Source organism: Xanthomonas sp. CFBP 8152 (assembly GCF_014199025.1).
In the GTDB taxonomy this organism is placed as follows: Bacteria; Pseudomonadota; Gammaproteobacteria; order Xanthomonadales; family Xanthomonadaceae; genus Xanthomonas; species Xanthomonas arboricola_B.
Genome location: NZ_JACHNO010000002.1, coordinates 597,429 through 621,067, shown reverse-complemented (window position 1 = coordinate 621,067; position 23,639 = coordinate 597,429). Strand labels below are relative to the sequence as shown.

The 23,639-nt window shown below is 65.2% G+C and carries 24 protein-coding genes; 18 read left to right on the top strand and 6 right to left on the bottom strand.

Annotated elements, in window-relative coordinates:
- Positions 1–107: 107 nt before the first annotated feature.
- The 4 genes from FHT09_RS10325 to hemC all read left to right on the top strand — a co-directional run bounded on the left by FHT09_RS10325 (position 108) and on the right by hemC (position 3,613).
- Positions 108–773, top strand: coding sequence for an alpha/beta hydrolase (locus FHT09_RS10325; RefSeq protein ID WP_104606540.1), 666 nt, complete (start codon positions 108–110; stop codon positions 771–773).
- A gap of 4 nt (positions 774–777) precedes the next feature.
- Positions 778–1,830, top strand: a complete 1,053-nt coding sequence (locus FHT09_RS10320; protein ID WP_104606539.1) for a sensor histidine kinase — start codon at positions 778–780, stop codon at positions 1,828–1,830.
- 32 nt (positions 1,831–1,862) lie between these two features.
- Positions 1,863–2,594, top strand: a complete 732-nt coding sequence (locus FHT09_RS10315) for a LytTR family DNA-binding domain-containing protein (protein ID WP_166775058.1) — start codon at positions 1,863–1,865, stop codon at positions 2,592–2,594.
- Positions 2,595–2,698: 104 nt separating this feature from the next.
- Positions 2,699–3,613: a hydroxymethylbilane synthase gene (gene hemC, locus FHT09_RS10310; RefSeq protein WP_104538615.1), complete on the top strand. Its 915-nt coding sequence runs from the start codon at positions 2,699–2,701 to the stop codon at positions 3,611–3,613.
- A gap of 416 nt (positions 3,614–4,029) precedes the next feature.
- Here hemC and FHT09_RS10305 read toward each other — a convergent pair whose 3' ends face one another.
- Positions 4,030–4,830: a DUF481 domain-containing protein gene (locus FHT09_RS10305; RefSeq protein ID WP_104606538.1), complete on the bottom strand. Its 801-nt coding sequence runs from the start codon at positions 4,828–4,830 to the stop codon at positions 4,030–4,032.
- Positions 4,831–5,128: 298 nt separating this feature from the next.
- On the opposite strand from FHT09_RS10305, the gene FHT09_RS10300 reads away from it, so the two are divergent.
- Positions 5,129–6,094 carry a YafY family protein gene (locus FHT09_RS10300; protein ID WP_024940221.1) on the top strand — a complete coding sequence of 322 codons (966 nt, stop codon included), beginning with the start codon at positions 5,129–5,131 and terminating at the stop codon, positions 6,092–6,094.
- 101 nt (positions 6,095–6,195) lie between these two features.
- On the opposite strand, the gene FHT09_RS10295 is transcribed toward FHT09_RS10300, so the two are convergent.
- The gene (locus tag FHT09_RS10295) at positions 6,196–6,765 is read right to left on the bottom strand and encodes a lipocalin family protein (protein WP_104606537.1); all 570 of its coding nucleotides are present in this window, start codon (positions 6,763–6,765) and stop codon (positions 6,196–6,198) included.
- A 283-nt stretch (positions 6,766–7,048) separates the two neighbouring features.
- On the opposite strand from FHT09_RS10295, the gene FHT09_RS10290 reads away from it, so the two are divergent.
- A complete protein-coding gene (locus FHT09_RS10290; protein WP_104538612.1) occupies positions 7,049–7,360 on the top strand; it encodes a hypothetical protein in 312 nt (103 codons plus the stop codon).
- 67 nt (positions 7,361–7,427) lie between these two features.
- Positions 7,428–9,521, top strand: a complete 2,094-nt coding sequence (locus FHT09_RS10285; protein ID WP_104606536.1) for a prolyl oligopeptidase family serine peptidase — start codon at positions 7,428–7,430, stop codon at positions 9,519–9,521.
- A 568-nt stretch (positions 9,522–10,089) separates the two neighbouring features.
- Here the strand turns inward: FHT09_RS10285 and FHT09_RS10280 are convergent.
- Positions 10,090–10,344 (bottom strand): hypothetical protein, encoded by a 255-nt coding sequence (locus FHT09_RS10280; protein WP_146094418.1) that lies wholly within the window; start codon positions 10,342–10,344, stop codon positions 10,090–10,092.
- Positions 10,345–10,435: 91 nt separating this feature from the next.
- Between FHT09_RS10280 and FHT09_RS10275 the strand changes: the two genes are divergently transcribed.
- Together FHT09_RS10275 and FHT09_RS10270 are read left to right on the top strand one after the other, a co-directional pair.
- Positions 10,436–10,963 carry a hypothetical protein gene (locus tag FHT09_RS10275; protein ID WP_230620361.1) on the top strand — a complete coding sequence of 176 codons (528 nt, stop codon included), beginning with the start codon at positions 10,436–10,438 and terminating at the stop codon, positions 10,961–10,963.
- A 73-nt stretch (positions 10,964–11,036) separates the two neighbouring features.
- Positions 11,037–11,984, top strand: a complete 948-nt coding sequence (locus tag FHT09_RS10270) for a hypothetical protein (RefSeq protein ID WP_146096536.1) — start codon at positions 11,037–11,039, stop codon at positions 11,982–11,984.
- A gap of 61 nt (positions 11,985–12,045) precedes the next feature.
- Here the strand turns inward: FHT09_RS10270 and FHT09_RS10265 are convergent, their stop codons facing one another.
- Positions 12,046–13,233, bottom strand: a complete 1,188-nt coding sequence (locus FHT09_RS10265) for a pyridoxal phosphate-dependent aminotransferase (protein ID WP_104606534.1) — start codon at positions 13,231–13,233, stop codon at positions 12,046–12,048.
- 109 nt (positions 13,234–13,342) lie between these two features.
- Here FHT09_RS10265 and FHT09_RS10260 point away from each other — a divergent pair, with 109 nt between their 5' ends.
- The 9 genes from FHT09_RS10260 (at position 13,343) to hslU (ending at position 21,877) form a co-directional block, all read left to right on the top strand.
- Positions 13,343–15,484: a S9 family peptidase gene (locus tag FHT09_RS10260; protein WP_104606533.1), complete on the top strand. Its 2,142-nt coding sequence runs from the start codon at positions 13,343–13,345 to the stop codon at positions 15,482–15,484.
- Between the two features lie 162 nt (positions 15,485–15,646).
- On the top strand, positions 15,647–16,045 hold the full coding sequence (locus FHT09_RS10255) for a YbaN family protein (protein ID WP_104606532.1): 399 nt from the start codon (positions 15,647–15,649) through the stop codon (positions 16,043–16,045).
- Between the two features lie 38 nt (positions 16,046–16,083).
- Entirely contained in the window at positions 16,084–16,338 is a 255-nt protein-coding gene (locus tag FHT09_RS10250) for a lipoprotein (RefSeq protein ID WP_104606531.1), read from the top strand.
- Positions 16,328–17,179, top strand: a complete 852-nt coding sequence (gene dapF / locus FHT09_RS10245) for a diaminopimelate epimerase (RefSeq protein WP_104606530.1) — start codon at positions 16,328–16,330, stop codon at positions 17,177–17,179. The genes FHT09_RS10250 and dapF overlap by 11 nt, the downstream gene beginning before the upstream one ends.
- On the top strand, positions 17,179–17,850 hold the full coding sequence (locus FHT09_RS10240; protein ID WP_166775053.1) for a DUF484 family protein: 672 nt from the start codon (positions 17,179–17,181) through the stop codon (positions 17,848–17,850). Before dapF ends, FHT09_RS10240 begins: the two co-directional genes overlap by 1 nt.
- Positions 17,851–17,928: 78 nt before the next feature.
- A complete protein-coding gene (gene xerC / locus FHT09_RS10235) occupies positions 17,929–18,816 on the top strand; it encodes a tyrosine recombinase XerC (protein WP_104606574.1) in 888 nt (295 codons plus the stop codon).
- 162 nt (positions 18,817–18,978) lie between these two features.
- Positions 18,979–19,548, top strand: a complete 570-nt coding sequence (locus tag FHT09_RS10230) for a DUF1203 domain-containing protein (protein WP_243849005.1) — start codon at positions 18,979–18,981, stop codon at positions 19,546–19,548.
- A 300-nt stretch (positions 19,549–19,848) separates the two neighbouring features.
- Positions 19,849–20,400, top strand: coding sequence for an ATP-dependent protease subunit HslV (gene hslV / locus FHT09_RS10225; protein WP_005997221.1), 552 nt, complete (start codon positions 19,849–19,851; stop codon positions 20,398–20,400).
- 109 nt (positions 20,401–20,509) lie between these two features.
- Positions 20,510–21,877 carry an ATP-dependent protease ATPase subunit HslU gene (hslU, locus tag FHT09_RS10220; protein ID WP_104606529.1) on the top strand — a complete coding sequence of 456 codons (1,368 nt, stop codon included), beginning with the start codon at positions 20,510–20,512 and terminating at the stop codon, positions 21,875–21,877.
- An 810-nt stretch (positions 21,878–22,687) separates the two neighbouring features.
- Here the strand turns inward: hslU and FHT09_RS10215 are convergent.
- Positions 22,688–23,143: a nucleoside deaminase gene (locus FHT09_RS10215; RefSeq protein WP_104606528.1), complete on the bottom strand. Its 456-nt coding sequence runs from the start codon at positions 23,141–23,143 to the stop codon at positions 22,688–22,690.
- Positions 23,140–23,637, bottom strand: coding sequence for a GNAT family N-acetyltransferase (locus tag FHT09_RS10210; protein ID WP_104606527.1), 498 nt, complete (start codon positions 23,635–23,637; stop codon positions 23,140–23,142). The genes FHT09_RS10215 and FHT09_RS10210 overlap by 4 nt, the downstream gene beginning before the upstream one ends.
- Positions 23,638–23,639 lie beyond the last annotated feature (2 nt).

Below are 23,639 nucleotides of genomic sequence, written 5' to 3'. Positions count from 1 at the left end.
AGCTGCCGCGACAGGCGTCGGGAACGGGCGATACGTGTGGTTTGGCGGTCCGTGATCGGCCCGGCCGATGGCGCAAGGCATAATGCCCAGCCCGCAAGCGGAGCTGGATGATGCTGGAAGTGATCGAACGCGAGACCGGACCGAACCCGCAATGGACCGTGCTGTGGCTGCACGGCCTGGGCGCCGATGGCAGCGATTTCGCCCCGATGGTGCCGGAACTGGTGCGCCCGGATTGGCCGGCGCTGCGCTTCGTGTTTCCGCATGCGCCGATCCGCCCGATCACCATCAACAATGGCGTGCGCATGCGCGGCTGGTACGACATCGTCGGCATGGATTTCGCCACCCGTGCCGACAAGGCGGGCATCGCCGAATCGGTGGCCCAGGTCGAGGCGTTGATCGCCCATGAGCAATCCCGAGGCATCGCGCCCGAGCGCATGCTGCTGGCCGGGTTCTCGCAAGGCGGCGCGGTGACCCTGGCGGTCGGGCTGCAGCGCAGCGTACCGCTGGCCGGGTTGATCGCCCTGTCCACCTATCTGCCCGACCCGGCGGCGGCCAGTCAGCTGCAGCCGGCCGCTTCCCGCCAACCGCTGTTCATGGCCCACGGCACGGCCGATCCGGTGGTGCCGTTCGGCGCCGGCCAGGCCAGCATGCAGACCCTGCGCACGCTCGGCTTCGAACTGGACTGGCACACCTACCCGATGGGCCACCAGGTCTGCCTGGAAGAGATCGACGCCCTGCGCAGCTGGATGCAGGCGCGCTTTACCGCCGCCTGAGACCGTGGCCCAGCACGCGCCCCGGATCGCCTGGATGCCGGACCTGTGCCGGCTGCCACGGTTGGGCGCCATGCTGGGCCTGGCCGAACTGGTGGTGCTGGTGGTGACCCTGGTGCCCGACGCCGGCGCGGCGCGCAGCATCACCGTGTCGCGCTTTGTCTCGGCCAGCGGCCTGGCGCTGTGGCTGGCGCTGGCGGTCAGCGTGCTGCTGTGCGTGCTGCGGCCTTCGTTGTCGCGGCTGCCACCACGCGTGGGGGCGCTGGCCGCGCTGTCGATCGCCGCGGTGGTGGCCATGCTCGGCGCCGGCATCGTGCACGCCCTATATGCGGCGCTCGACCAGGCGCCACTTGGTTCCCTGGTCGGCTTCTGGCGGTTCACCCTGGGCAGCGCGGCGACGGTGGTGCTGATCACCGCGCTGGCGCTGCGCTACTTCTACGTCAGCGACCGCTGGGAAGCGCAGGTGCAGGCCAATGCGCGTGCCCAGGCCGATGCCTTGCAGGCACGCATCCGCCCGCATTTCCTGTTCAACAGCATGAATCTTATCGCCAGCCTGTTGCGCCGCGACCCGGTGGTGGCCGAGCAGGCGGTGCTGGACCTATCGGATCTGTTCCGTGCCGCGCTCGGTGCCGGCGAGGGCGTGTCCAGCCTGCGCGCCGAGTGCGAACTGGCCGAACGCTACTTGGCGATCGAATCACTGCGCCTGGGCGAGCGCCTGCAAGTGCGCTGGCACCGCCAGGAGCCGTTGCCGTGGGAGCTGCCGATGCCGCGCCTGGTGCTGCAGCCGCTGGTGGAAAACGCCGTGCTGCACGGCGTCTCGCGCATGCCCGAGGGCGGCACGCTGTACCTGTCGCTGCGCCAGCGCGGCAACCAGTTGCAGATCCGCATCGTCAATCCCGCCCCGCAGCCGGGGACCCAGTTGCCGCTGGTGGCCGGGGCCGGGCACGCCCAGGCCAGCATCTCGCACCGGCTGGCGTTCCAGTTCGGTGCCGGGGCACGGATGGCGGCCAGCTGGGCCGAAGGCTACTATGCCTGCGAGATCACATTGCCGCTGCCGTGACGGGGGAGTCGCTGCAGCGAAGGGGGATGTCCATGACGGCCACGCAAGTGCGGGTGCTGATCGCCGACGACGAGCCGCTGGCGCGCGAGCGCCTGCGCCTGCTGCTGGGCGAACATCCGCACGTCGAAGTGATCGGCGAGGCCGAAAACGGCCAGCAGGTGCTGCAGCAGTGCCACCATCTGCATCCGGATCTGGTGTTGCTGGACATCGCCATGCCCGGCGTCGACGGCCTGGAAACCGCGCGCCTGCTGCGCCAGAGCCAGCCGCAGCCGGCGGTGGTGTTCTGCACCGCCTACGACCAGCACGCGTTGTCGGCCTTCGACGCCGCAGCGCTGGATTACCTGATGAAACCGGTGCGCCCCGAACGCCTGACCGCCGCACTGGAAAAGGTGGTCACCTTTCTGGCCGGGCGCGCTCCCAGCGCCACGCCGCCACCGCTGCGCACGCACCTGTGCGCGCGCCTGCGCGGCAGCCTGCGGCTGATCGCCATCGGCGACATCCGCTACCTGCAGGCCGAGGAAAAGTACGTCATCGTCCACCACACCCGTGGCGAGGACTTGATCGAAGAGTCGCTCAAATCGCTGGAAGACGAATTCGCCGACCGTCTGGTGCGCATCCACCGCAATTGTCTGGTCGCGCGCGCCGAGCTGGTGGAACTGCGACGCAGCGGCGATGGCCAGGTGCACGCGGTCCTGCGCAATGTGCCGCAACCCCTGGAAGTGAGCCGCCGCTGCGTGGCCAGCCTGCGCGAGCAATTGCGTTAGCGCGTGGCATGCCGCGTGCGGTGGGGCGCCTTGGTGCTCGGCGGTGCGGGCGCCGACGTGCGCTCCAGGTAGGAGTTACGCGCCCGGTCCGTGATAATGGCCCGATGACCACGCTCCGCATCGCTACCCGTAAGAGCCCGCTCGCCCTCTGGCAGAGCGAACACGTCGCCGCAGCGCTGCGCCAGCACCACCCGGGGCTGGAGGTCGCGCTGGTGCCGATGAGCACCCGCGGCGACGAGGTGCTGGACCGCTCGCTGGCCGCGATCGGCGGCAAGGGCCTGTTCCTGAAGGAACTGGAGCTGGCGATGCTGCGCGGCGAGGCCGATTGCGCGGTGCATTCGCTCAAGGATGTGCCGATGGAGCTGGACGCGCCCTTCGTGCTGCCGGCGATCATGGAGCGTGGCGACGCCGCCGATGCACTGGTGTCCAATCTTTATGCCAGCCTGCAGGCGCTGCCGCTGGGCGCACGCGTGGGCACGTCCTCCTTGCGGCGTCAGGCGCAGTTGCGCGCGGCACGTCCGGATCTGGAATTGATCGACCTGCGCGGCAACGTCAACACCCGCCTGGCCAAGCTCGACAACGGCGGTTACGACGCCATCGTGCTGGCCTGCGCCGGCCTGCAGCGGCTGGGCCTGGATGCGCGCATCACTGCGCGCCTGGACGCCCCCGACTGGTTGCCGGCGCCGGCCCAGGGCGCGGTGGCGGTGGAATGCCGTGGCGACGATGCGCGCATCCACGGCCTGCTGGCGGTGCTGGATGCCGGCCGCACGCGCGCCTGCGTGGAAGCGGAGCGGGCGATGAATCGCGCGCTGCACGGCAGCTGTCATGTGCCGGTGGCGGCGTTCGCGCGCTGGGAGGGGCAGGGCCTGTTCCTGCAGGGCATGGTCGGCAGCGCCAGCGATGGACGCCTGATCCACGCCGACGCGCACGGCAGCGCCGACGACACCGAAGCACTCGGCCGCCTGGTCGCGCAAGGTCTGTTCGACAAGGGCGCCGCGCAGCTGCTGGCCGAGCTGTAAACACGTCGCTGCGTCACCTGTAACGCAACCGGCATCGGCGCGGCGGCAAGTGCAAGTCCAGACCTCGCCACCAAGCAAGCAATGCCCGCCCTCACGTAACGCCCGCCCTACAGGACGCGGTTGCGGATTCGAACGCGACGGCCGATCGAGCGCCGCGTCGAGCAGACCTATCCGCCAGAGGCGCCGCTCTTCGTAGGAGCGGACCTGGCCGCGATGGGCTTTACCGGGAAAGCCCCTCGCGGCCAGGTCCGCTCCTACAGGGCGCGGTTGCGTATTCGGACGTGTAGACCCGATTGACCACCGCGTCGCGCAAGGCCTGTCCCGCAAGGCGCGCTCTGCGTAGGAGCGGCCCCGGCCGCGAGAGGCTCTACCGGGAAAGCTCTCGCGGCCAGGTCCGCTCCTACCTTCGCGGTTGCTTACTTGAACGTATAGACCAGGTTGACCGTGGTCAGCGTGTCGGTCTTCTTGTCGCCGTCGCTGACCTCGCTGTTGTGGCGCATCTGCCAGGCGGCCTTGAGCGCGAAGTGCGAGTTCATGCTGACCTGCACGCCGAAATCGTTCTGCGCGTAGGTGTTGTATTCGCCCGATTCCACCAGCAACGTGTTGATCAGATCGGTGTTGTCGGTGACGGTGTACTTGAGGTCGAACAGCCCGCGTCCGATCAGGCCGGTCTCGTTGCGGTCTTCGTCGCTGTTGTGCGCACGCCGGATACCCGGGCCGATCTGCGCATCCAGGTAGAAGCGCTCGGCGTCGATCAGGCGCGTGCCGTAACCGATACCGAAGGTGGCCAGGCGATCGTAGGTGGCAAAATCGTCGTGTTCGTAACGGCCGGTGGCGGTGAGCTGGCGGTGCTCGCCCAACTGCAGCGCGCTGCCGGCGCTGCCGGTGTAGCGCTCGGCAGTGGTCTGGCGCTCGCGCGAGGTGCTGCCGTCGTCGCTGGTATTGGTGTATTCGGAGCTGGAGCGCAGCGCGGTGGCATCCAGGCTGTGGATCCAGTCGCCGTCGGTATAACGCAAGCGGACCCGGCCGTTGAGGCTGTCGGTGGTGCTGTTGCCATGGGCGGCGGCGTAGCCGAGCTCGCCACTGCTCCCGCTCCACGGCGAGGGCATCACGGCGGCTGCGGGGTCCACCGGCGCCGGTGCGACTGCCTGGGCCCAGACGGTGGGCGTGATCAACAACAGCGGCAGCAGGGCAGACAACGGGGTACGGCGGGGCATGGGCGGCTCGCTTTGGAGAGACAGGGGGCGAAACAGGATGGAAGCGATTTCATGATAACGGACTGAGCGGCTGCGTCATGAGCAGGTGAATGCCGCGCTTCAGAAGAGGTTGGGGCGTTGGCTGCGGGACAGCGGCGACGGGCCGGGCCGCGCACGTCGCAGGCAGATCCGGTCCGCACGCGGTGCAGACGAACGCGCGGGCCAAACGGGCAGCGTCGCAGCGGCGTGGATGCAGGCATGATCGCCGCTAGGCATCGACGCTCACCCCGCCACGCAAAGACTCGGACATAATCGACGCATGGACCGCTACGAACGCATCAATTCCCTGCATCGCTTGCTCAAGTCGGCACGCTACCCGGTCACGGTGGCGCGGCTGCAGGATGAGCTGAGCTGTTCCCGCGCGACCGTGTATCGCGATCTGGCGTTCCTGCGCGATGCGCTGATGGCGCCGGTGGAGGGCGACGGCGAATCGGGGTTCCGCTATCTCTCCGGCGAAAGCGACCGCTTCGAACTGCCCGGTCTGTGGCTGAGTTCGGAGGAGCTGCACGCATTGCTGGCGTCACAGCAACTGCTCGCGCGCACCGGCGGCGGGGTGTTGTCCTCGATGCTGGCGCCGTTGCAGCAACGCATCGAAGGGCTGCTGGCCGCCCAGGCCGGTGTGTCGCAATGGCCGGTGGACCGGGTGCGGGTGATTCCGCACCGCGGCCGCAAGCTGGACGAGGCCAGCTTCCGCACCGTCGCTTCCGGCGTGCTGGAGCGCAAGCAGCTGAGCTTCGACTACCGCGCCCGTTCCACCGACGAATCGACCAAGCGCACGGTGTCTCCGCAGCGCATCACCCATTACCGCGACAACTGGTATCTGGACGCCTGGGATCACGGCCGCGATGGCGTGCGCAGCTTTGCAGTGGATCGCATCAATCACGCACGCCTGCTCGAGAGCGTGCCGCGCGATGTGCCCGACAGTGAGCTGGACGAACAATTGGCAGCCAGCTACGGCATCTTTTCCGGCGCGCCCAAGGGCTGGGCCACCATCGTGTTCAGTGCCAAGGCCGCGCGCTGGGTGGCCGACGAGCATTGGCATTCCAAGCAGCAGGGCCGCTTTCTGGCCGATGGCCGTTACGAGCTCAAGGTGCCGTATAGCAACTCGCGCGAATTGTTGATGGATGTGCTGCATTACGGCTCGGATGCGGAGATCGTCGAGCCGGTCTCGCTGCGCGAACAGGCCAAGGCGCTGCTGTCGCTGGCGTTGAGCAATTACGACTGAGCGTGGCGGGGCATTGCGCCGAATATTCCCGCCTGGCGCCTCCGGTCAGCTGAGGTGCGAAACAGCCGAATCCGGCCCGGCAGCCGGCCGGCACCCCAACATCAGCGCTTGTTGGGCACTTCAAAGCCCAGGCGGTCCACCTGCTCGCGCAACTGCGGCACGCGCTTGAGCTTGTCGGTGTAGATGGAATAGTCGTCGCGCATCTTGTCGACCAGTTGGCGGTACTGGTCGCGGCTCATGTCCGGCTTGCGCGCGAAGATCCAGGCCAGGTCGCGGCCGGGGTAGGAAATCAGCATCCACGAACCGTCCGGTGCGATTTCCAGGATGCGCTGCTTGGCCGGAATGACCTTGTAGAACCACACCCGCCAGTCGCGATTGCCGCTCTCGGCGTCCACCGAGGCGCGTGCGTTGACCGCTTTCTCCGGCTCGCCGAAGCCCTCGCGGTACAGATAGCGCACCGCCACCTTGCCGTCTTCGACCAGGGTGTACTCGTCGCGGCTGGTGACGTGACCGCGCTCCACCGGATTGGGCATGCGCGCAATCACGTACCAGGTGCCCATGATCTTGGACAGATCAACCGCCGGCTCGCTGGCAGGGGCGTCCTTGGCCGATGCCATGGGCAGGCCGAGGACGAACAGAAAAGCGAGGGCGATCGTAACGGTCAGGCGCATCGCAACATCACAAAGGGGCGGTTGGAGCAGCACACTACCGCATGCAGGGGGCAAGTTCGCGTCAACGGTCGGGTCTGGCGCACGCGGCTGCCTCAGGCCGGCAACCGCGCGCCCGGATCCGGGAGAGCGCAACTTGGTGACCAGGCGGTGGTTGCGGCATTGCGGCTGGCGCAGTCGTCCGGCCAGACGGTCTTTCGGGTTTTGCCTCCAGGTCGCAGTCGGTGAGATGGGCGCAGGCAATCCTGCCGGCCTGTTCTGATCCTTCCTGCCACGGAGTGCCGCCATGTCGATTCGTCCTTCCCGTCGTTCCGAACGTCCCGACCCACGCGTGCTGCGCCCGGTCCGGCAGATCGCCCTGGCCGGCCTGGCCCTGGTGCTGGTGTGGCCGGCCGCGCGTGGCCACAGCGAATGGATCGGCTGGCTGCCGCTGTGGCTGGTCGGCATGCCGATGCTGGCCTGGTGGAGCCTGCACCGTTTTGCGTTGCCGACCCTGGTGCGGCCCGGAGCGCGGCGTGGCGCGCCACGTCGGCGCGGGCCGCAAGCGCAACGCCGACGCAGCACTTCGCGTGCGGCGACACAGGCGCGCGCGGCCTGACCTTCGGCAGGGTCGGGCGGCGGAGGGCTATGCTACGTTCCCGGCGTTCGTTCTCCCGGAAATATTCATGTCCAAACTCGCCTCGATCTGCCTGGTTGCCGGTCTGATCACCGCTGGCGCCGTCTCTGCAGAGGAAACCGCCGTGTCCAACGATCCCTACGCCTGGCTGGAAGAGGTCTCCGGCGCCAAGCCGCTGGACTGGGTCAAGGCCCAGAACGCCAGGACCGAGGCGCGCCTGGCCGCCACGCCGGCCTTCAGGCAGATGGAAACCAGCATCCGCGAAGTGCTGGATTCGGATGCGAAGATTCCGGGTGTGCAGAAGATCGGCGAGTACTACTACAATTTCTGGAAGGACAAGCAGCACGAGCGCGGCCTGTGGCGTCGCACCACGCTGGACGAATACCGCAAGCCGGCACCCAAGTGGGAAACGGTGCTGGACCTGGATGCGCTCAACAAGGCCGAAGGCGAGAACTGGGTCTGGCACGGTGCCGACTGCCTGCGCCCGGATTACCAGCGCTGCCTGATCGCGCTGTCGCGCGGCGGCGCCGATGCCGATGTCACCCGCGAGTTCGACCTGGCCGGCAAGCAGTGGGTCAAGGACGGCTTCTTCCGTCCCGAATCCAAGGGCGGGCTGGGCTGGATCGACCAGGACACCGTGTACGTGTTCACCGATTTCGGTGCCGGCACGATGACCAGCTCCGGCTATCCGCGCATCGCCAAGCAGTGGAAGCGCGGCACTCCGCTCAGCGCCGCCACGGTGGTGTACGAGGGCAAGCCGACCGACATGTACATCGCCGCGATGCACGACGACACGCCCGGATTCGAGCGCGATTTCGTCAGCCGCACGCTGGCCTTCTACAACGAGGAGCTGTATCTCAAGGGTGCCGACGGCAAGCTGGTCAAGGTGGATGCGCCCAACTCGGCCAGCAAGTCGGTCAAGCGGCAATGGCTGACCCTGGAACTGCGCGAACCGTGGACCGTGGCCGGCAAGACCTACAAGGCCGGCTCGCTGCTGGCGACGCGCTTTGACGACTTCATGGCCGGCAAGCGCAGCTTCGATGTGCTGTTCGAGCCTACCGACAGCACCTCGCTGGCAGGTATCGCCTGGACGCGTTCGCACCTGGTGTTGAACGTGCTGGAAGACGTCAAGAACCGCCTGAGCGTGATCACGCCTGGGCAGGATGGCTGGAAGAAGAGCGCCTTCGTCGGTGCGCCGGCGTTCGGTACCGTCGATGTCGGCGCGGTGGACAGCGACGACAGCGACGCGCTGTGGTTGACCGTCACCGACTACCTGACCCCGACCACCTTGTCGTGGGTGGAGGTGGGCAGCGCGCCGCAGCCGCTCAAGGCCATGCCGGCGTTCTTCGATGCCGGCAAGGACAGCATCGAGCAGCACTTCGCCACCAGCAAGGACGGCACCCGCGTGCCGTATTTCCTGGTGCGCCCCAAGGCGTTGAAGCTCGATGGCAGCGCGCCGACCCTGCTGTACGGCTACGGCGGTTTCGAGATTTCGATGACGCCGAATTATTCCGGCGGATTGGGCCGCGCCTGGCTGGAGAAGGGCGGCGTCTACGTGGTGGCCAACATCCGCGGCGGTGGCGAATACGGCCCGCGCTGGCACCAGGCCGCGCTCAAGCAGAACCGCCACAAGGCCTATGAAGACATGGCCGCCGTGGCCAGGGACTTGGTCGCGCGCAAGATCACCTCGACCAGGCATCTGGGCGTACAGGGCGGCAGCAATGGCGGCCTGATGACCGGCAACATGCTGACCCAGTATCCGGAGCTGTTCGGCGCGGTGGTGGTGCAGGTGCCGCTGCTGGACATGAAGCGCTACAGCCATCTGCTGGCCGGTGCCTCGTGGATGGCCGAATACGGAAACCCGGATACCGACGACTGGAAATTCATCCAGACCTTCTCGCCGTATCACCTGTTCGACCCGAAGAAGACCTATCCCCCGGTGATCTTCCTCACCTCCACGCGCGACGACCGCGTGCATCCGGGCCACGCACGCAAGATGGCCGCCAAGATGATCGAGGCCGGCAAGGACGTGACCTACTACGAGAACATTGAAGGCGGCCATGGCGGTGCAGCCAACAATGCGCAGGCCGCGCACATGGCAGCGCTGGCCTACAGCTTCCTGTGGGAGCGGTTGGCGGATTGACGGTCCGGGCCCGGCATGAAGCGATGACCACCGCTTTTGGTGGGCAGCGCGCGCCGGGTCGGTTGCCGGGTGCAGGCGCTCCGCGCGCCGGCAGGTCCGCGGCGCTCCATCTCTGGGGAAAAAAACTGACCCCGATGGCTCCCCTGGCGGCGCTGGTCCTCGTGACGATCCGGCCGAGCCAGCCTGCCCGGTGGAACGTGCGGACTACCGGCTGCGCGGCGTATTCGGCATCGCCCTGCATTTCATCGCCCGCGCCACCAGGCTGGCCATCCAGCCTGGTGGCGCGTCTCGACCTCTCTCCGAGGGGCCGCAGCTACTGTGTTGCCCTGGAACGGCGGTAGCGACGGCCGTCAGCACCTGGTGTCCGTGCGCCAGGCGACCGGCCGGGCGGGGCTGGGTCCGATGGCGGGCAAAGCCGTGAGTTCGGCGACATCGATTATCTAGCCACGGACACGCGCTACGACGTACTCGATCACGTCCCCGTGCGCGGCGAACCGGCACCAGCGCACGTCCTGCCGCCTGAGATGGACGAGGCCCCGTGGTATCGCAACGGGGCCGAGCCGCGGGATCACGCACCGCGGCAATTCCTCGATTTGATGTCTTGCAACCCGATGTAGGTTGCGGCTCCTGCCTCAGTGCGGCCAGAGCTTTCCAAGTCACGCGCGCAAAAAGCCCGGACGTCCTCGATGAAGTTGCGCGAAGGTAAACGCCCTTCCGGCCTGGCTTCAATGCTCAAGCCGCGCTGCTTAGCCTTGTGCGAAGACGGGAACAGCAAGCAGGAATTCCATTCTTCGTGCTGATCAGAATCATAGGTGGATTTCAACTTGACTTCTAATTTTATCTGGCATAAAACGTTGGTGCCGATGACTATGGGGCTATCTCGGCATTCTCATGGACAATAAATAAGGATTGTTATGAAGAAAATGATGATGCCTGCAATCACCGCACTTGCTTTATTCTTCGGAGCCGATGTCATGGCACGAGATGCCTTGACTCCGGGGTATGAATCACGCGAAGTGGATCAGCGAATTCTCGATCAGGACGTTGCTCTTATCCGGAGTAACGAAGATCTGCAGAAATATGTGCGCCTGCTACCGCAAGACTCTCCATTGAGAATGCTTTCTTCCGGAGCACGCAAGAGATTTATCAGTAGCCTGACGTTTTCGCCTAATGGCTTGTCGAGCTATTCCTACGATGACTTAGTGTATGAATTGACCGCATACGAAGCCTATAAAGTGTTGGCTCTTTTCGGTCAGCAAGCATCGGTTGCAGTCATTCCCGGGCTCAGGCAGCCAGACGAAATCAGTAAGGCCGCGGTATCTTCGGCCAAATCCATTTCGTCACCTAAGTACGATGGCACAGATTATCGAGATATGAAATGTGAGGCTCCCGCCACCTGTTCCCCGGCCACGGGGAGGATATGTCTGGGAACTAATTGCTGATCTGTTGATAGAAGCGTCAGGCTTCATGGGCTGGCTTCATCTCGCCATGGAGTCTGACGCTTTCAGTTGTTCCATGGGTGTGATCATCGCATTGATATGTAAAGTATTAAGGGTGTTCAGGATGTATGGGAAGAAGTCTCGAAGGGGGGTGGTAATGGGGCTCATGCTTTGCACGAGCATGGGTGCGGCAGTCTCAAAAGAGGTTGCACCATCGCTGGATGACGCCTACAGCGATCTGGTCCAGCTTGATGATTTGACCGCCACTATCTCTGATGATATGCGGCAAAAGCGCTTGAGCGAAGCCTATGCCAGGGACTTTTTACCTGTCATCCGTTCTGCCAGTCTCAACAGAGCCTCCTCGGGTGATCTGCATTTCTTGTTGCGAGCGAGTCACCGTCTCGCTTATTACACCAATGACCCCCGATATCTGGACGATATGATGCTGGTGATGAAGGAAAATCGTTCAGCAGCGAGCGCCGACGATTTGAGGCTATTTCACACGACGCTGGTCCAGTTCCGCCGTTTCCACGAGGCAGCGAAGCTGGCGCAGGAACATCCCGGGATCGACTTGGAAAACGTGCCGGGTGTGCGACTGATGGATTCCGGCGGTAAATCAAACGCGTATGCAATCGATACCAAGGAGGATCTGTTGCGGGAGATCGATATCTCTACCCGCGGCGAAGTGCTGGTGGCGATAGTGCACCCGCTTTGCGGGTTTTCGCTGAGAGCGATGCACGATCTTCGCAACAGCCCATTGCTGCGAGAGACCACCACCGTGTGGTTGGCTCCGGTAGGGCAGCGCATCTACTATGATGTGCTGAAAAAATGGAATGCTGAACACCCAGACCAGGAAATCATGCTGGCCCGATCGACCGCTGATTGGTCCATGATCGAACAATGGGCCACCCCCAATTTCTATTTGCTGCGAGAAGGTCATGTGATCTCGCACTTTTCCGGCTGGCCAAAGACTGGCAATTGGCGGGCTTTGCGCGATTTGCTGGCTGAACGTTCTCGCGAGTGAACACACCGCCTAGAACCTATGGCTCCATCCTGCCGACAATGGCCATTGCCGGCGTCAAGCGCTATACAAACCTCTCGAGTCCGCGTGCGATGCGTGCCACCGCCTGCTGCAGGCGCGGCAGGCTTTGCGTATAGGCGATACGCACGTGCTGGTTGGCGCGGTGGTGGCCGAAGTCGATGCCGGGGGTGAAGGCGACATGTTCGGTCTCCAGGAAGTGCGCGCAGAAGGCCTGGGCATCGTTCGAGAATGCGCTGATGTCGGCGTAGAGGTAGAACGCGCCCTGCGGTTCGACGGCGATGTTGAAGCCGAGCTGGCGTAGCGCCGGCAGCAGATAGTCGCGGCGTCGCTGGAACTCGGCACGGCGGGACTCGAAGATGGCGATGCTGTCGGGCGTGAAGCAGGCCAGCGCGGCGTGCTGGGCGATCGTGGAGGCGCTGATGTAAAGATTCTGCGCGAGTTTTTCCAGCTCCGGCACCGCTTCGGGCGGAGCGACCAGCCAGCCCAGGCGCCAGCCGGTCATGCCGAAGTACTTGGAAAAACTGTTCAGTACGAAGGCGCTGTCATCCACTTCCAGCACGCTGTGCGCGTCCATGCCATAGGTCAGGCCGTGGTAGATCTCGTCCACCACCAGATGACCGCCGCGCGCATGCAGCGTCTGCGACAAACCGGCCAGTTGCGCGCCCGACAGCACGCTGCCGGTGGGATTTGCCGGCGAGGCGACCAGTGCGCCGACGCTGTCGGCGTTCCAGCAGGCCTCGACCAGGCCTGGCGTCAGTTGGTAATCGGTGCCTGCGCCGACCGGCACCAGTTGCGCGGTGCCTTCGACCAGGCGCAGGAAATGCCGGTTGCACGGATAGCCGGGGTCGGCGAGCAGCCAGTGTTTGTCCGGGTCGACCAACAGGCTGCTGGCTAGCAGCAATGCGCCGGAGCCGCCCGGGGTGACCAGGATGCGTTCCGGATCGATGGCGCAGCCGTAACGCTGCGCATAAAAACCTGCAATGGCGGCACGCAGCGCGGGCAGGCCACGGGCCGCGGTGTAGCGGGTGTGTCCCGCCGCCAGTGCGGCCTGCCCAGCCGCGACGATCAGTGCGGCGGTGGTGAAATCCGGCTCGCCGATCTCCAGATGGATCACATCGTGGCCGGCCTGCTCCAGCGCATTGGCGCGTGCCAATAGCGCCATCACATGAAACGGGGCGATGTCCCGGCTGCGGCGGCTGTAGCGGGGAACGTGCGAATGTAGGGAGTCCATGCCGAAGAGGATAGAGCAGCATGACCTCGGGCACATGACGCTCCCGGCCGGGCTCTTCCACACTCGGGTACTGGGATGGCATTGCGTTCATCCAACGGACCCCAATCTGATGAAGCCTGTCCTCACTCTTCTGATCGCCAGCCTGATGACCACATCTGTTCCTTCCGCTTTCGCAGCTCTCCCGTCGCCGCCGGACGTGGCCAAGCGTCCGCATGTGGTCAAGGCCCCGTTCGGCGCCACCCGTAACGACGACTACTACTGGCTGCGCGACGACAAGCGCGAAGACAAGGCGATGCTGGCCTATCTCAACGCCGAGAATGCCTACACCGACACGGTGATGGCGCCGCTCAAGCCGCTGGAAGACGCGCTGTATACCGAGATCGTCGGGCGCATCAAGCAGGACGATGCCAGCGTGCCGTATCGCGAGCGGGGCTACTGGTATTACACGCGCTTCGAGGCCGGCAAGGACTACCCGATCCAGGCGCGCCGCAAGGGCAGCATGGAGGCGCCGGAGCAGATCCTGCTCGACGTCAACCAGATGGCGCAGGGCAAGGGCTACTTCAGCGTCGGCGATGCGGAAGTGAGCCAGGACAATCGCATCCTGGCCTGGGCCGACGATGCGGTGGGCCGTCGCCAGTACACGATCCGTTTCAAGAATCTGGATACTGGCGAGATCTATCCCGATACGGTGGAAGGCGTCTCGGCCAACGTGGTCTGGGCCGACGACAACAAGACCCTGTTCTATGTCGAAAACGATCCGGAAACGCTGCTCACCGTACGTGTGAAAAAACACGTGCTGGGCACGCCCTCCAAGGACGACGTGCTGGTCTACGAGGAGAAGGACGACAGCTTCTACATGGGCATCGGCCGTACCCGCGACGACAAGTACATCACCATCGGCGTGGAAAGCACGGTGTCGTCGGAGACGCGTTATGCGCCGGCCGACAATCCCGAGCGGTTCACCTTGCTGGCCAAGCGCGAACGCGATGTCGAGTATCACCCCGAGCATTTCGATGGCCGTTGGGTGATCCGCACCAATGCCGATGGCGCCAAGAATTTCAAGCTGGTGACCGCACCCACCGATGCCACCACGCGCACGCAGTGGACCGACTGGGTGGCGCACGATGACAAGGTCTATATCGAAAACTTCGAGCTGTTCGATGGGTTTACTGCGATCGAAGAGCGCTCCGGCGGGCTGGAACGCGTGCGCCTTCAATTCAACAGTCCGCACATGGATGCGGGGGCTCTTGCGGGGGAGCCGCAATACGTCAAGGCCGACGAGCCTGCGTATTCGATGGGCCTGGCGGTCAATTCCGAGCCGGACACCGAGTGGTTGCGCTACAGCTACACCTCGCTGACCACGCCGGCCACCACCTATGAACTCAATACGCGGACCGGCGAGCGCAAGCTGCTCAAGCAGCAGCCGGTGATCGGTTACGACGCCGGCAAGTACGTGACCGAGCGCGTCTGGGTGACCGCGCGCGACGGCGTCAAGGTGCCGGTGTCGCTGGTGTACAAGCGCGGCTTCAAGAAGGACGGCACTGCGGCGTTGTTCCAGTACGCCTACGGCAGCTACGGCATGTCGATGGACCCGGCGTTCAATCTGCCGGCGATCAGCCTGCTGGACCGTGGCGTGGTGTATGCCATCGCGCACATCCGCGGCGGCCAGGAAATGGGCCGCCAGTGGTACGACGACGGCAAGCTGCTGCACAAGAAAAACACCTTCACCGACTTCATCGACGTCACCCGCGGCCTGGTGGAACAGGGCTACGCTGCCAAGGAACGGGTCGCCGCTTCCGGCGGCAGCGCCGGCGGGTTGCTGATGGGTGCGGTGGCCAATATGGCCCCGCAGGACTACCGCGTGATGGTCGCGCAGGTGCCGTTCGTCGACGTGGTCACCACCATGCTCGATGCCAGCATCCCGCTCACCACCAACGAATACGACGAGTGGGGCAACCCGGAAAAGAAGGCCTATTACGACTACATGCTGTCCTACTCCCCGTACGACAACGTGACCAGGCAGGCCTACCCGGCGCTGTTCGTCGGCACCGGTCTGTGGGATTCGCAGGTGCAGTACTGGGAGCCGGCCAAGTGGGTCGCCAAACTGCGTGACGACGACACCGGCGCCCGGCCGATCGTGTTCCGCACCAACATGGAAGCCGGCCATGGCGGCAAGTCCGGCCGCTTCCGTCGCTACCGCGAACTCGCCGAGTCGTATGCGTTTGTGCTGGATCAGCTCGGGGTCAAGTAGTTGAGGGGCGGGGATTGGGGGGGCGGGATTGGGGATTGGTAAGCAGGACCCTCCCAGCCCTGCGTGCAGACGTATCCTCATCCGCTCTTCGGGCACCTTCTCCCGCTGGGAGAAGGGGGATGCCCGGACCATCTCGGCGCCCGCTGGCCGTATCATTTACCCATGACGCGACCGACTCGATTCCGCTGGGCCTGGTGGTTGCTGGCCTACGCCAGCCTGGCGACCGGCATCGTCGGTATCTTCGTACCCGGCCTGCCGACGACCGTGTTCATCCTCATTTCCGCCTGGGCCGCCTCGCACGGCTCCGAGCGGCTGCACACCTGGCTGCTCTCGCACCCGCGCTTCGGCCCGGCGATCGTCGAGTGGCAGACCTATCGCGCGGTCAGCCGCAAGGCCAAGTGGATGGCCACGCTGACCATGGCCGTCTGCGCCGGCATCATGCTGTGGTGCGTGCCGGTGTTCTGGGTCAAATGCCTGTCGATCGGCAGCATGGCGGTGGTGGCGATCTGGCTGTGGCTGCGCCCCGAGCCGCCGCCGCGCGCGCTGCCTCCCGCACACTGAGCGCACGGCAGTCAGGGTGTTCTGGCTATACTTCGGCCATGAGCATCATGTCCCGACCGTCTGTTCGTCTCGCACTGGTTGGTGCGACCTTTGTCCTGCTTGCCGCCTGCGGCAACAAGGGCCCGCTGGTGATGCCGCAGAAGCCGGTGCCGGTGGAAGCCCAGCCCGTGCTGCAGCCGCCGGACGCGCCGCAACCGCTGGATGAGTCCTCGCCTGCGCCTGCGCCGGTGAACGACGATACGCAGCCCGCGCCCACCACCGACCAGCCCGCTAGCAGCGGCAATGAGCTCTGACGGCCGCAGCGGGCGTCTGCGTTTCACCAAAATGCATGGCGCCGGCAACGATTTCGTGGTGCTGGACCTGCGCGACGGTACGCCGCCGCCGGATGCCGCGCTGGCCGCGCGCCTGGCCGACCGCCATTTCGGGGTGGGCTGCGACCAGATCCTGACCATCGAAACCCCGCGCAGCAGCGAGGCGGTGGCCGCGTACGGGATCTGGAATTCCGACGGCTCGGCCGCGCGTCAATGCGGTAACGGCGCGCGTTGTGTGGCGGCCTGGCTGGTGCGCGACGGCACCGCGCAGGGCGATGATTTCGTCATCGACAGTCCGCTCACCTCACACCGCGTGCAGCGTCTGGACGCCGGCACCTACGCGGTGGCGATGGGCGTGCCGCAGTTCGAGCCCACGCAGATCCCGCTGGCCGGCTTTGCGCGTGCGCGCGAGGAATACGCGCTGCCGGTGCATGGCGAGACCATGCGCTTTGGCGCGGTGTCGATGGGCAACCCGCATGCCGTGGTGGAAGTGGGGCGGGTGGACGCGGCGCCGGTGGAGCGCGTCGGCGCCTTGTTGCAGCAGAACGCCGCGTTCCCCGATTCGGTCAATGTCGGCTTTGCGCAGGTCGTCGACCCGACGCACGTGCGCTTGCGCGTGTTCGAGCGCGCCGTCGGTGAAACCCTGGCCTGCGGCAGCGGTGCATGCGCGGCGGCGGCGGTGCTGATGCAGCGCGGCCGTGTCGAGCGCGACGTGCAGGTGTCCTTGCCCGGCGGCGACCTGCGCATCCGTTGGGCCGGCGAACAACAGGACGTCGTGATGTCCGGGCCGGCCGTGTTCGTCTTCGATGGAGAGTGGAATTGATGAGCGAGAACACGGACACATTCAGCGCGCACGAAGTGGCAACCTGGTTGCGGCGCCACCCAACCTTCCTCAAGCAGTTTCCGGATCTGGCGGTGAGTCTGCTGGTGCCGCGCGACGACGGCCCCACCGCCTCGCTGGCCACCTATCAGCTGGAAGTGCTGCGCGACAAGAACCGCGAGCTGTCGCGGCGCCTGCACGAGCTTGGCCACAATGCGCAGGACAACGAGCGCCTGGCGGTGCGCACGCATCAACTGACCCTGGCGCTGATGCGCCAGACCAGCGCGGCCGGCACGCTCAAGGCGATGGCCGCCGCGCTGGCGGAAGATTTCAATGGCGAACTGGTGCGGCTGGTGCTGCTCAAACCGGTCGCCGGTCTGGATGCCGACTGGCTGCAGGTCATCGCCGCCGATGATGCGCGGCTTGCCCCGTTCCGCGATTGCCTGGGCGACGGCGAGCCGATCTGCGGCCGCCTGCAGGCAGAGAAACACGCGCTGCTGTATGCCGACCAGGCTGCCGAGGTGCAATCCACCGCGCTGCTGCCGTTGCCGGGCGTCGGTTTGATTGCGGTCGGCAGCGGCGATGCCAACCGCTTCTATCCCGGCATGGGTACCTTGTTCCTGCGCATGATGGGCGAGTCCTTGAGCGTGGCGTTGCAGCGCTTCGACACATGATGCGCAGCGCGGGGTGCGCCGATGCGTGCGGCCTGCGCTGGACGGCCGCGCAGATGGTGCGGCGGCGAGAAGTCTGAGGTGGCGTCGGCTGATGATTTCCTGGCGTACCTGCAGGTCGAGCGGCAGGTGTCTGCGCATACCCTGGATGCCTATCGCCGCGATCTTGCCGCGTTGGTGAGCTGGGCCGGGGAACAGGCCATCGACGAGGTTGCGCAGCTCGATAGCGCACGGTTGCGGCAGTTCGTCGCGGCCGAGCATCGGCGTGGGTTGTCGCCCAAGAGCCTGCAGCGGCGTCTGTCGGCATGCCGCAGCTACTACGCCTGGTTGCTCAAGCACGGCCGCATTGCCGCAAGCCCGGCGGCGGCGCTGCGTGCGCCCAAGGCGCCCCGCAAATTGCCGCAGGTGCTCGATGCCGATGAAGCGGTGCGTCTGGTCGAAGTGCCGACCGACGCGCCGCTGGGCCTGCGCGATCGCGCCTTGCTGGAGCTGTTCTATTCGTCCGGGCTGCGCCTGAGCGAGCTCTGCGCGCTGCGCTGGCGCGATCTGGATCTGGACAGCGGCTTGGTGATGGTGCTCGGCAAGGGCGGCAAGCAGCGCCTGGTGCCGGTAGGGTCGCATGCGATCGGCGCGCTGCGCGACTGGCTGCGCGACAGCGGCGGACGTGCCGACACGCATGTATTCCCTGGCCGCGCCGGCGGTGCGATTTCACAGCGCGCAGTGCAGATCCGCATCAAGCAACTGGCGGTGCGCCAGGGCATGTTCAAGGACGTGCATCCGCATATGCTGCGCCACAGCTTTGCCAGCCACATCCTCGAATCCTCCGGTGACCTGCGCGGCGTGCAGGAGTTGCTTGGCCATTCGGATATCGCCACCACGCAGATCTACACGCACCTGGACTTCCAGCATCTGGCCAAGGTCTACGACGCCGCGCATCCGCGGGCCAAGCGCAAGAAGGCTGCCGAGTGAGTGGCACGCAGTGCCCGATGCTGCGATTGACTGGTGCGTAGCGTAAGGATTTGCCGATTGCGTGATGTGCAGCCACAGGCAGTTGATGCACCTCGCTGACCGACCACCGCACGCTCAAGGCCCTTCCCCCGGAGAGGGGCTTGAGCGCACTCGGGCGCTGCCATGTCCGAAGACGGCGAGCAGGGCCGGCATGCGCGCGTCACGCTGTGCTTCCACCTCTGGAAGATCGCCATGACCTCGTTTCGTTTGACAGGACTCGATCCGGCCTTGTTCGCCCATCTGCACGGACTCGATGACGTTGCGTTGACCAATCACCAAGCAGTGCGCGTGATCGCCGATGCCGATCACGGATTTCCGTGTCGTGTCAGCCTGCAGGATGCGCGCGCAGGTGAGCAGTTGCTGCTGCTGCCGTATCTGCACCAAGCTGCCGATTCGCCCTACCGTGCGAGCGGGCCGATCTTTGTGCGTGCCGCAGCGGTGCTTGCGCAGCTGGAACCAGATGCAGTGCCGGCTGCGATCCGATCGCGGCTGATCTCGCTACGGGCTTACGATCATCGCCATCATCTGGTGACCGCCGAGGTGTGTGCAGGCGAACACGTCGCAGCGTGGCTGCACGCGCGTCTGGACGACGCGCAGATCGCCTACGTACATTTGCATCACGCACGTCAGGGCTGTTATGCGTGTCGCGCGGATCGCATCGCAGGCGGTGATCTTGATGGAATTGTCGAGTAAGGCGACGGCGTGTGGTTTGACGTTGGACCTGGGCAACGGATCAGGCAACGTCAGACCCAACACACCATATAGAAACGAGAAGCACGCCTGCACGAGGAACGCCTGCAAGCGCTTCCGCAGCCAAATGCCGATCTCGAGCAAGCGTTGTCAAGCTGGCTCACCAGCGCAGGCTATCTCGCATGTGAGCTCGCTTCATCCATCTGCTTGAACGCGTTTCCACCACTCGATGCGGCGCATCGTCGCAGCGCGCTTGAACCCGGCAGGGGCGTCCCCACCTCATTGGAAACCCCCGGAGGACCCATGGACCCCAGCCAGAACCCCAACATCGTTCACGCCACCACCATCATTTCGGTTCGGCGTGGTGGGCATGTCGCCGTTGCCGGCGATGGCCAGGTCACCCTCGGCCACACCGTCATGAAGGGCAATGCGCGCAAGGTGCGCCGGCTCGGCCGCGAGGGGCAGGTGCTTGCCGGTTTTGCCGGCGCCGCCGCCGATGCGTTCACCCTGTTCGAGTTGTTCGAGGCCAAGCTGGACAAGCATGGGCAACTGACCCGTGCCGCCGTGGAGCTGGCCAAGGATTGGCGCACCGAGCGCCGCCTGGGCAAGCTCGAAGCGCTGCTCGCGGTTGCCGATAAGGAAACCTCGTTGATCATCAGCGGGACCGGCGATGTGATCGAACCGGAAGACGGCATCATCGCCATCGGTTCGGGCGGCTCGTACGCCTTGTCGGCCGCCCGCGCGCTGCTGGCGCACACCGAACTCGATGCCAAGACCATCGCCACCGAAGCGATCAACATCGCCGGCGATATCTGCATCTATACCAATCGCAACGTGGTGGTCGAAGAGCTGTGAATCGGGAGTGGGGAATCGGGAATCGCAACAGCGGTTTTGGTTCCACCCCGACGACATAGGCTCTTGATTTCGCGCTTGCGATTCCCCTTTCCCCATTCTCGATTCCCCAATGCCAAATTCCGATACTTCAACCATGACTCCGCGCGAAATCGTGCAGGAGCTCGACCGTCATATCGTTGGCCAGCACGATGCCAAGCGTGCGGTTGCCATCGCGCTGCGTAATCGCTGGCGCCGCATGCAGCTGCCCGAAGAGCTGCGCAACGAGGTGATGCCCAAGAACATCCTGATGATCGGCCCGACCGGCGTCGGCAAGACCGAGATCGCGCGGCGTCTGGCCACCTTGGCCAACGCACCGTTCGTCAAGGTCGAAGCCACGCGCTTTACCGAGGTCGGCTATGTCGGCAAGGATGTGGAACAGATCATTCGCGACCTGGCCGACACCTCGGTCAAGCTGTATCGCGAACAGGCCAAGGTGCGCGTGCGCAACCAGGCCGAAGAACGCGCCGAAGACCGCCTCCTGGATGCGTTGCTGCCGCGCCGTGCGGCCGGCATCGGGTTTGACCCGGAGGCGGCGCGCAACGAGCCCTCGTCGCAGGACAACGACACCCGCATCAAGTTCCGCCGCATGCTGCGCAGCGGCGAGCTGGACGAGCGCGAGATCGAGCTGGAAGTGGCGGTCAACGCCAGCATGGACATCATGACCCCGCCGGGCATGGAAGAAATGGGCCAGCAGCTGCGGCAGATGTTTTCCAACCTGGGCAGCGGCAAGTCGCAGAAGCGCAAGCTCACCATCAAGGCCGCGCGCCCGCTGCTGATCGAAGAAGAAGCCGGCAAGCTGGTCAACGAAGACGACGTACGCGCGGCGGCGATCGAAGCCTGCGAGCAGCACGGCATCGTGTTTATCGACGAGATCGACAAGGTCGCCAAGCGCGGCGAAGCCGGCTCCAATGGCGGCGATGTCAGTCGCGAAGGCGTGCAACGCGATCTGCTGCCACTGGTGGAAGGCTCCAACGTGTCGACCAAGTACGGCACGGTCAAGACCGACCATATCCTGTTCATCGCCTCCGGCGCGTTCCATCTGGCCAAGCCCAGCGATCTGATTCCCGAATTGCAGGGCCGTTTTCCGATCCGTGTCGAGTTGACCGCGCTGACCAAGGCCGATTTCGTGCGCATCCTCACCGAGCCCAAGGCGGCGTTGATCAAGCAGTACGAAGCCTTGCTGCAGACCGAAGGCGTGAGTCTGACCTTCGGCGCGGATGCGGTGGAGCGCCTGGCCGAGATCGCCGCGCAGGTCAACGAGCGGCAGGAAAACATCGGCGCGCGCCGCCTGCACACGGTGCTGGAGCGTCTGCTCGATGTGCTGAGCTATGAGGCGCCGGATCGCGACGGGCAGAGTGTCACTGTCGATGCTGCCTATGTCGATGCACAGCTCGGCGAGCTGGTGCAGGACCCGGACCTGAGTCGCTACATCCTCTGATCGCAGCACACCTGCATGCCGGTGCCAACAGTTATCAGGTCGATGTGGAGGTAACCGGAGCCGGCGTGTACGAGTGGGACATGCCGCTTCCGACTCCGACCGCGCTCGCCTGGCGGTGAGCACGGCGGTGTCGTTGGCCGCATCCTCCCGGATGCAGTCAAACGCTGAGTCGGTCGAGTGCGCGGTGCCCTCACCGCTCGCGGGACACGCCGTGAATCCGTCCGTGGAGGCTCCTTGGCGGCATCCATGCCGCCAAGGGTCCCGCAATCGGCGAGGACACCGCACCAGGGAGTTGGTCTGTTGTCACGCAAAAAGCTGCTTATCGCTCGACTAACGCCGGACGTTGCCGGCGCATCAGTATCGAACAGTGCGCATCGCGCACTGCTCTTAAGTAAGCACACCGACCATCTCGACTTGGTCCGTGCCCGCCCACCGTCGCGGGACCTTACGCAGCATGGATGCTGCGTAAGAGCCTACAAGGACGTACTTGCGGCGTGTCCCGCGATGGTGGGCGGGCAGGGGCCCTGCGACCAAGCGACAGATCAGCCGCCCTGCGACCAAACCGCTGCAGCCGAGCCGCAGATCAGCCGCCTATAGCGATAACCTCAAATCATCGGCTCTGCAATACAACTGCCTGAAGTCGTCTGTCAGCAGCTCCTAGCGAACAGCATCACGCCACGCGGCTGGCCTTCTCGTTGCAGTCTTTCCTTCCCTCACGTGCCGGGGAAGCCGCCCGAAGAGTGGGTGGAGGCAGCACCTCGGCAGTCATCTGCACCGCACATCCAACCCGCCCACCCTGCAACAAACCGCTCAGTCCTCGCCGATATCCTCGTTCCACACGTCGGGGTTGGCCGAGATATAGCCGCCCAGCAGGTCGATGCATTCCTGGCTCTGCAGGTCGACGACAGTGACGCCGTGCTCGCGCAGCCAGGACACGCCGCCCTGGAAGGTGACCGACTCGCCGACCACCACGGTGCCAATATTGAACTGGCGTACCAAGCCGCTGCAGTACCAGCACGGCGCCAGCGTGGTGACCATGATGGTGTCCTTGTAGCGGCGTTGCCGGCCGGCCTTGCGGAAGGCATCGGTTTCGCCATGCACGGAGGGATCGTTCTCCTGCACGCGGCGGTTGTGGCCGCAACCGAGCAGACGTCCGTCGTTGTGGTACAGCGCCGCGCCGATCGGGATGCCGCCTTCGGCCAGGCCCTGGCGGGCTTCGGCAATGGCGGTGTCGAGCAGCGCGCGGTAGTCGGGGGTGGTGATCATGCAGGCTCCTGGGTGGCGGCGTCGGCGCGACGCAGCATGTCGATGTGGGGAATGCCGTCTTCCAGATACGGTGCGGACGAGGGCGTGAAACCGTGTGCGGCGTAGAACGCCTGCAGGTGCGCTTGCGCGCCAAGTTGCACGGCGCTGGCGGGCCAAAGCCGGTGCACCAGCCGCAGGCCTTCCTGCAGCAATACGTGTGCAAAACCTTGGCCGCGCTGCGCGGCGGCAATCACCACCCGGCCGATGCTTGGCTCGGGGTAACTCACACCGGGCGGCAGTACGCGCAGATAGGCGACCAGCGCATCGTCGGTGCTGCCGAGCAGATGCAGCACACCCGGCAGGCTGTCCTTGCCATCGAGCTCCGAATACGCGCATTGCTGCTCCACCACGAATACATCCGAGCGCAGCCGCAGCAGCGCGTACAGCTGCGTGGTGCTCAGTTGGTCGAAGCGCAGGCACTGCCAATGCAGCGAAGGTGGGGGTGGGGACGACATCA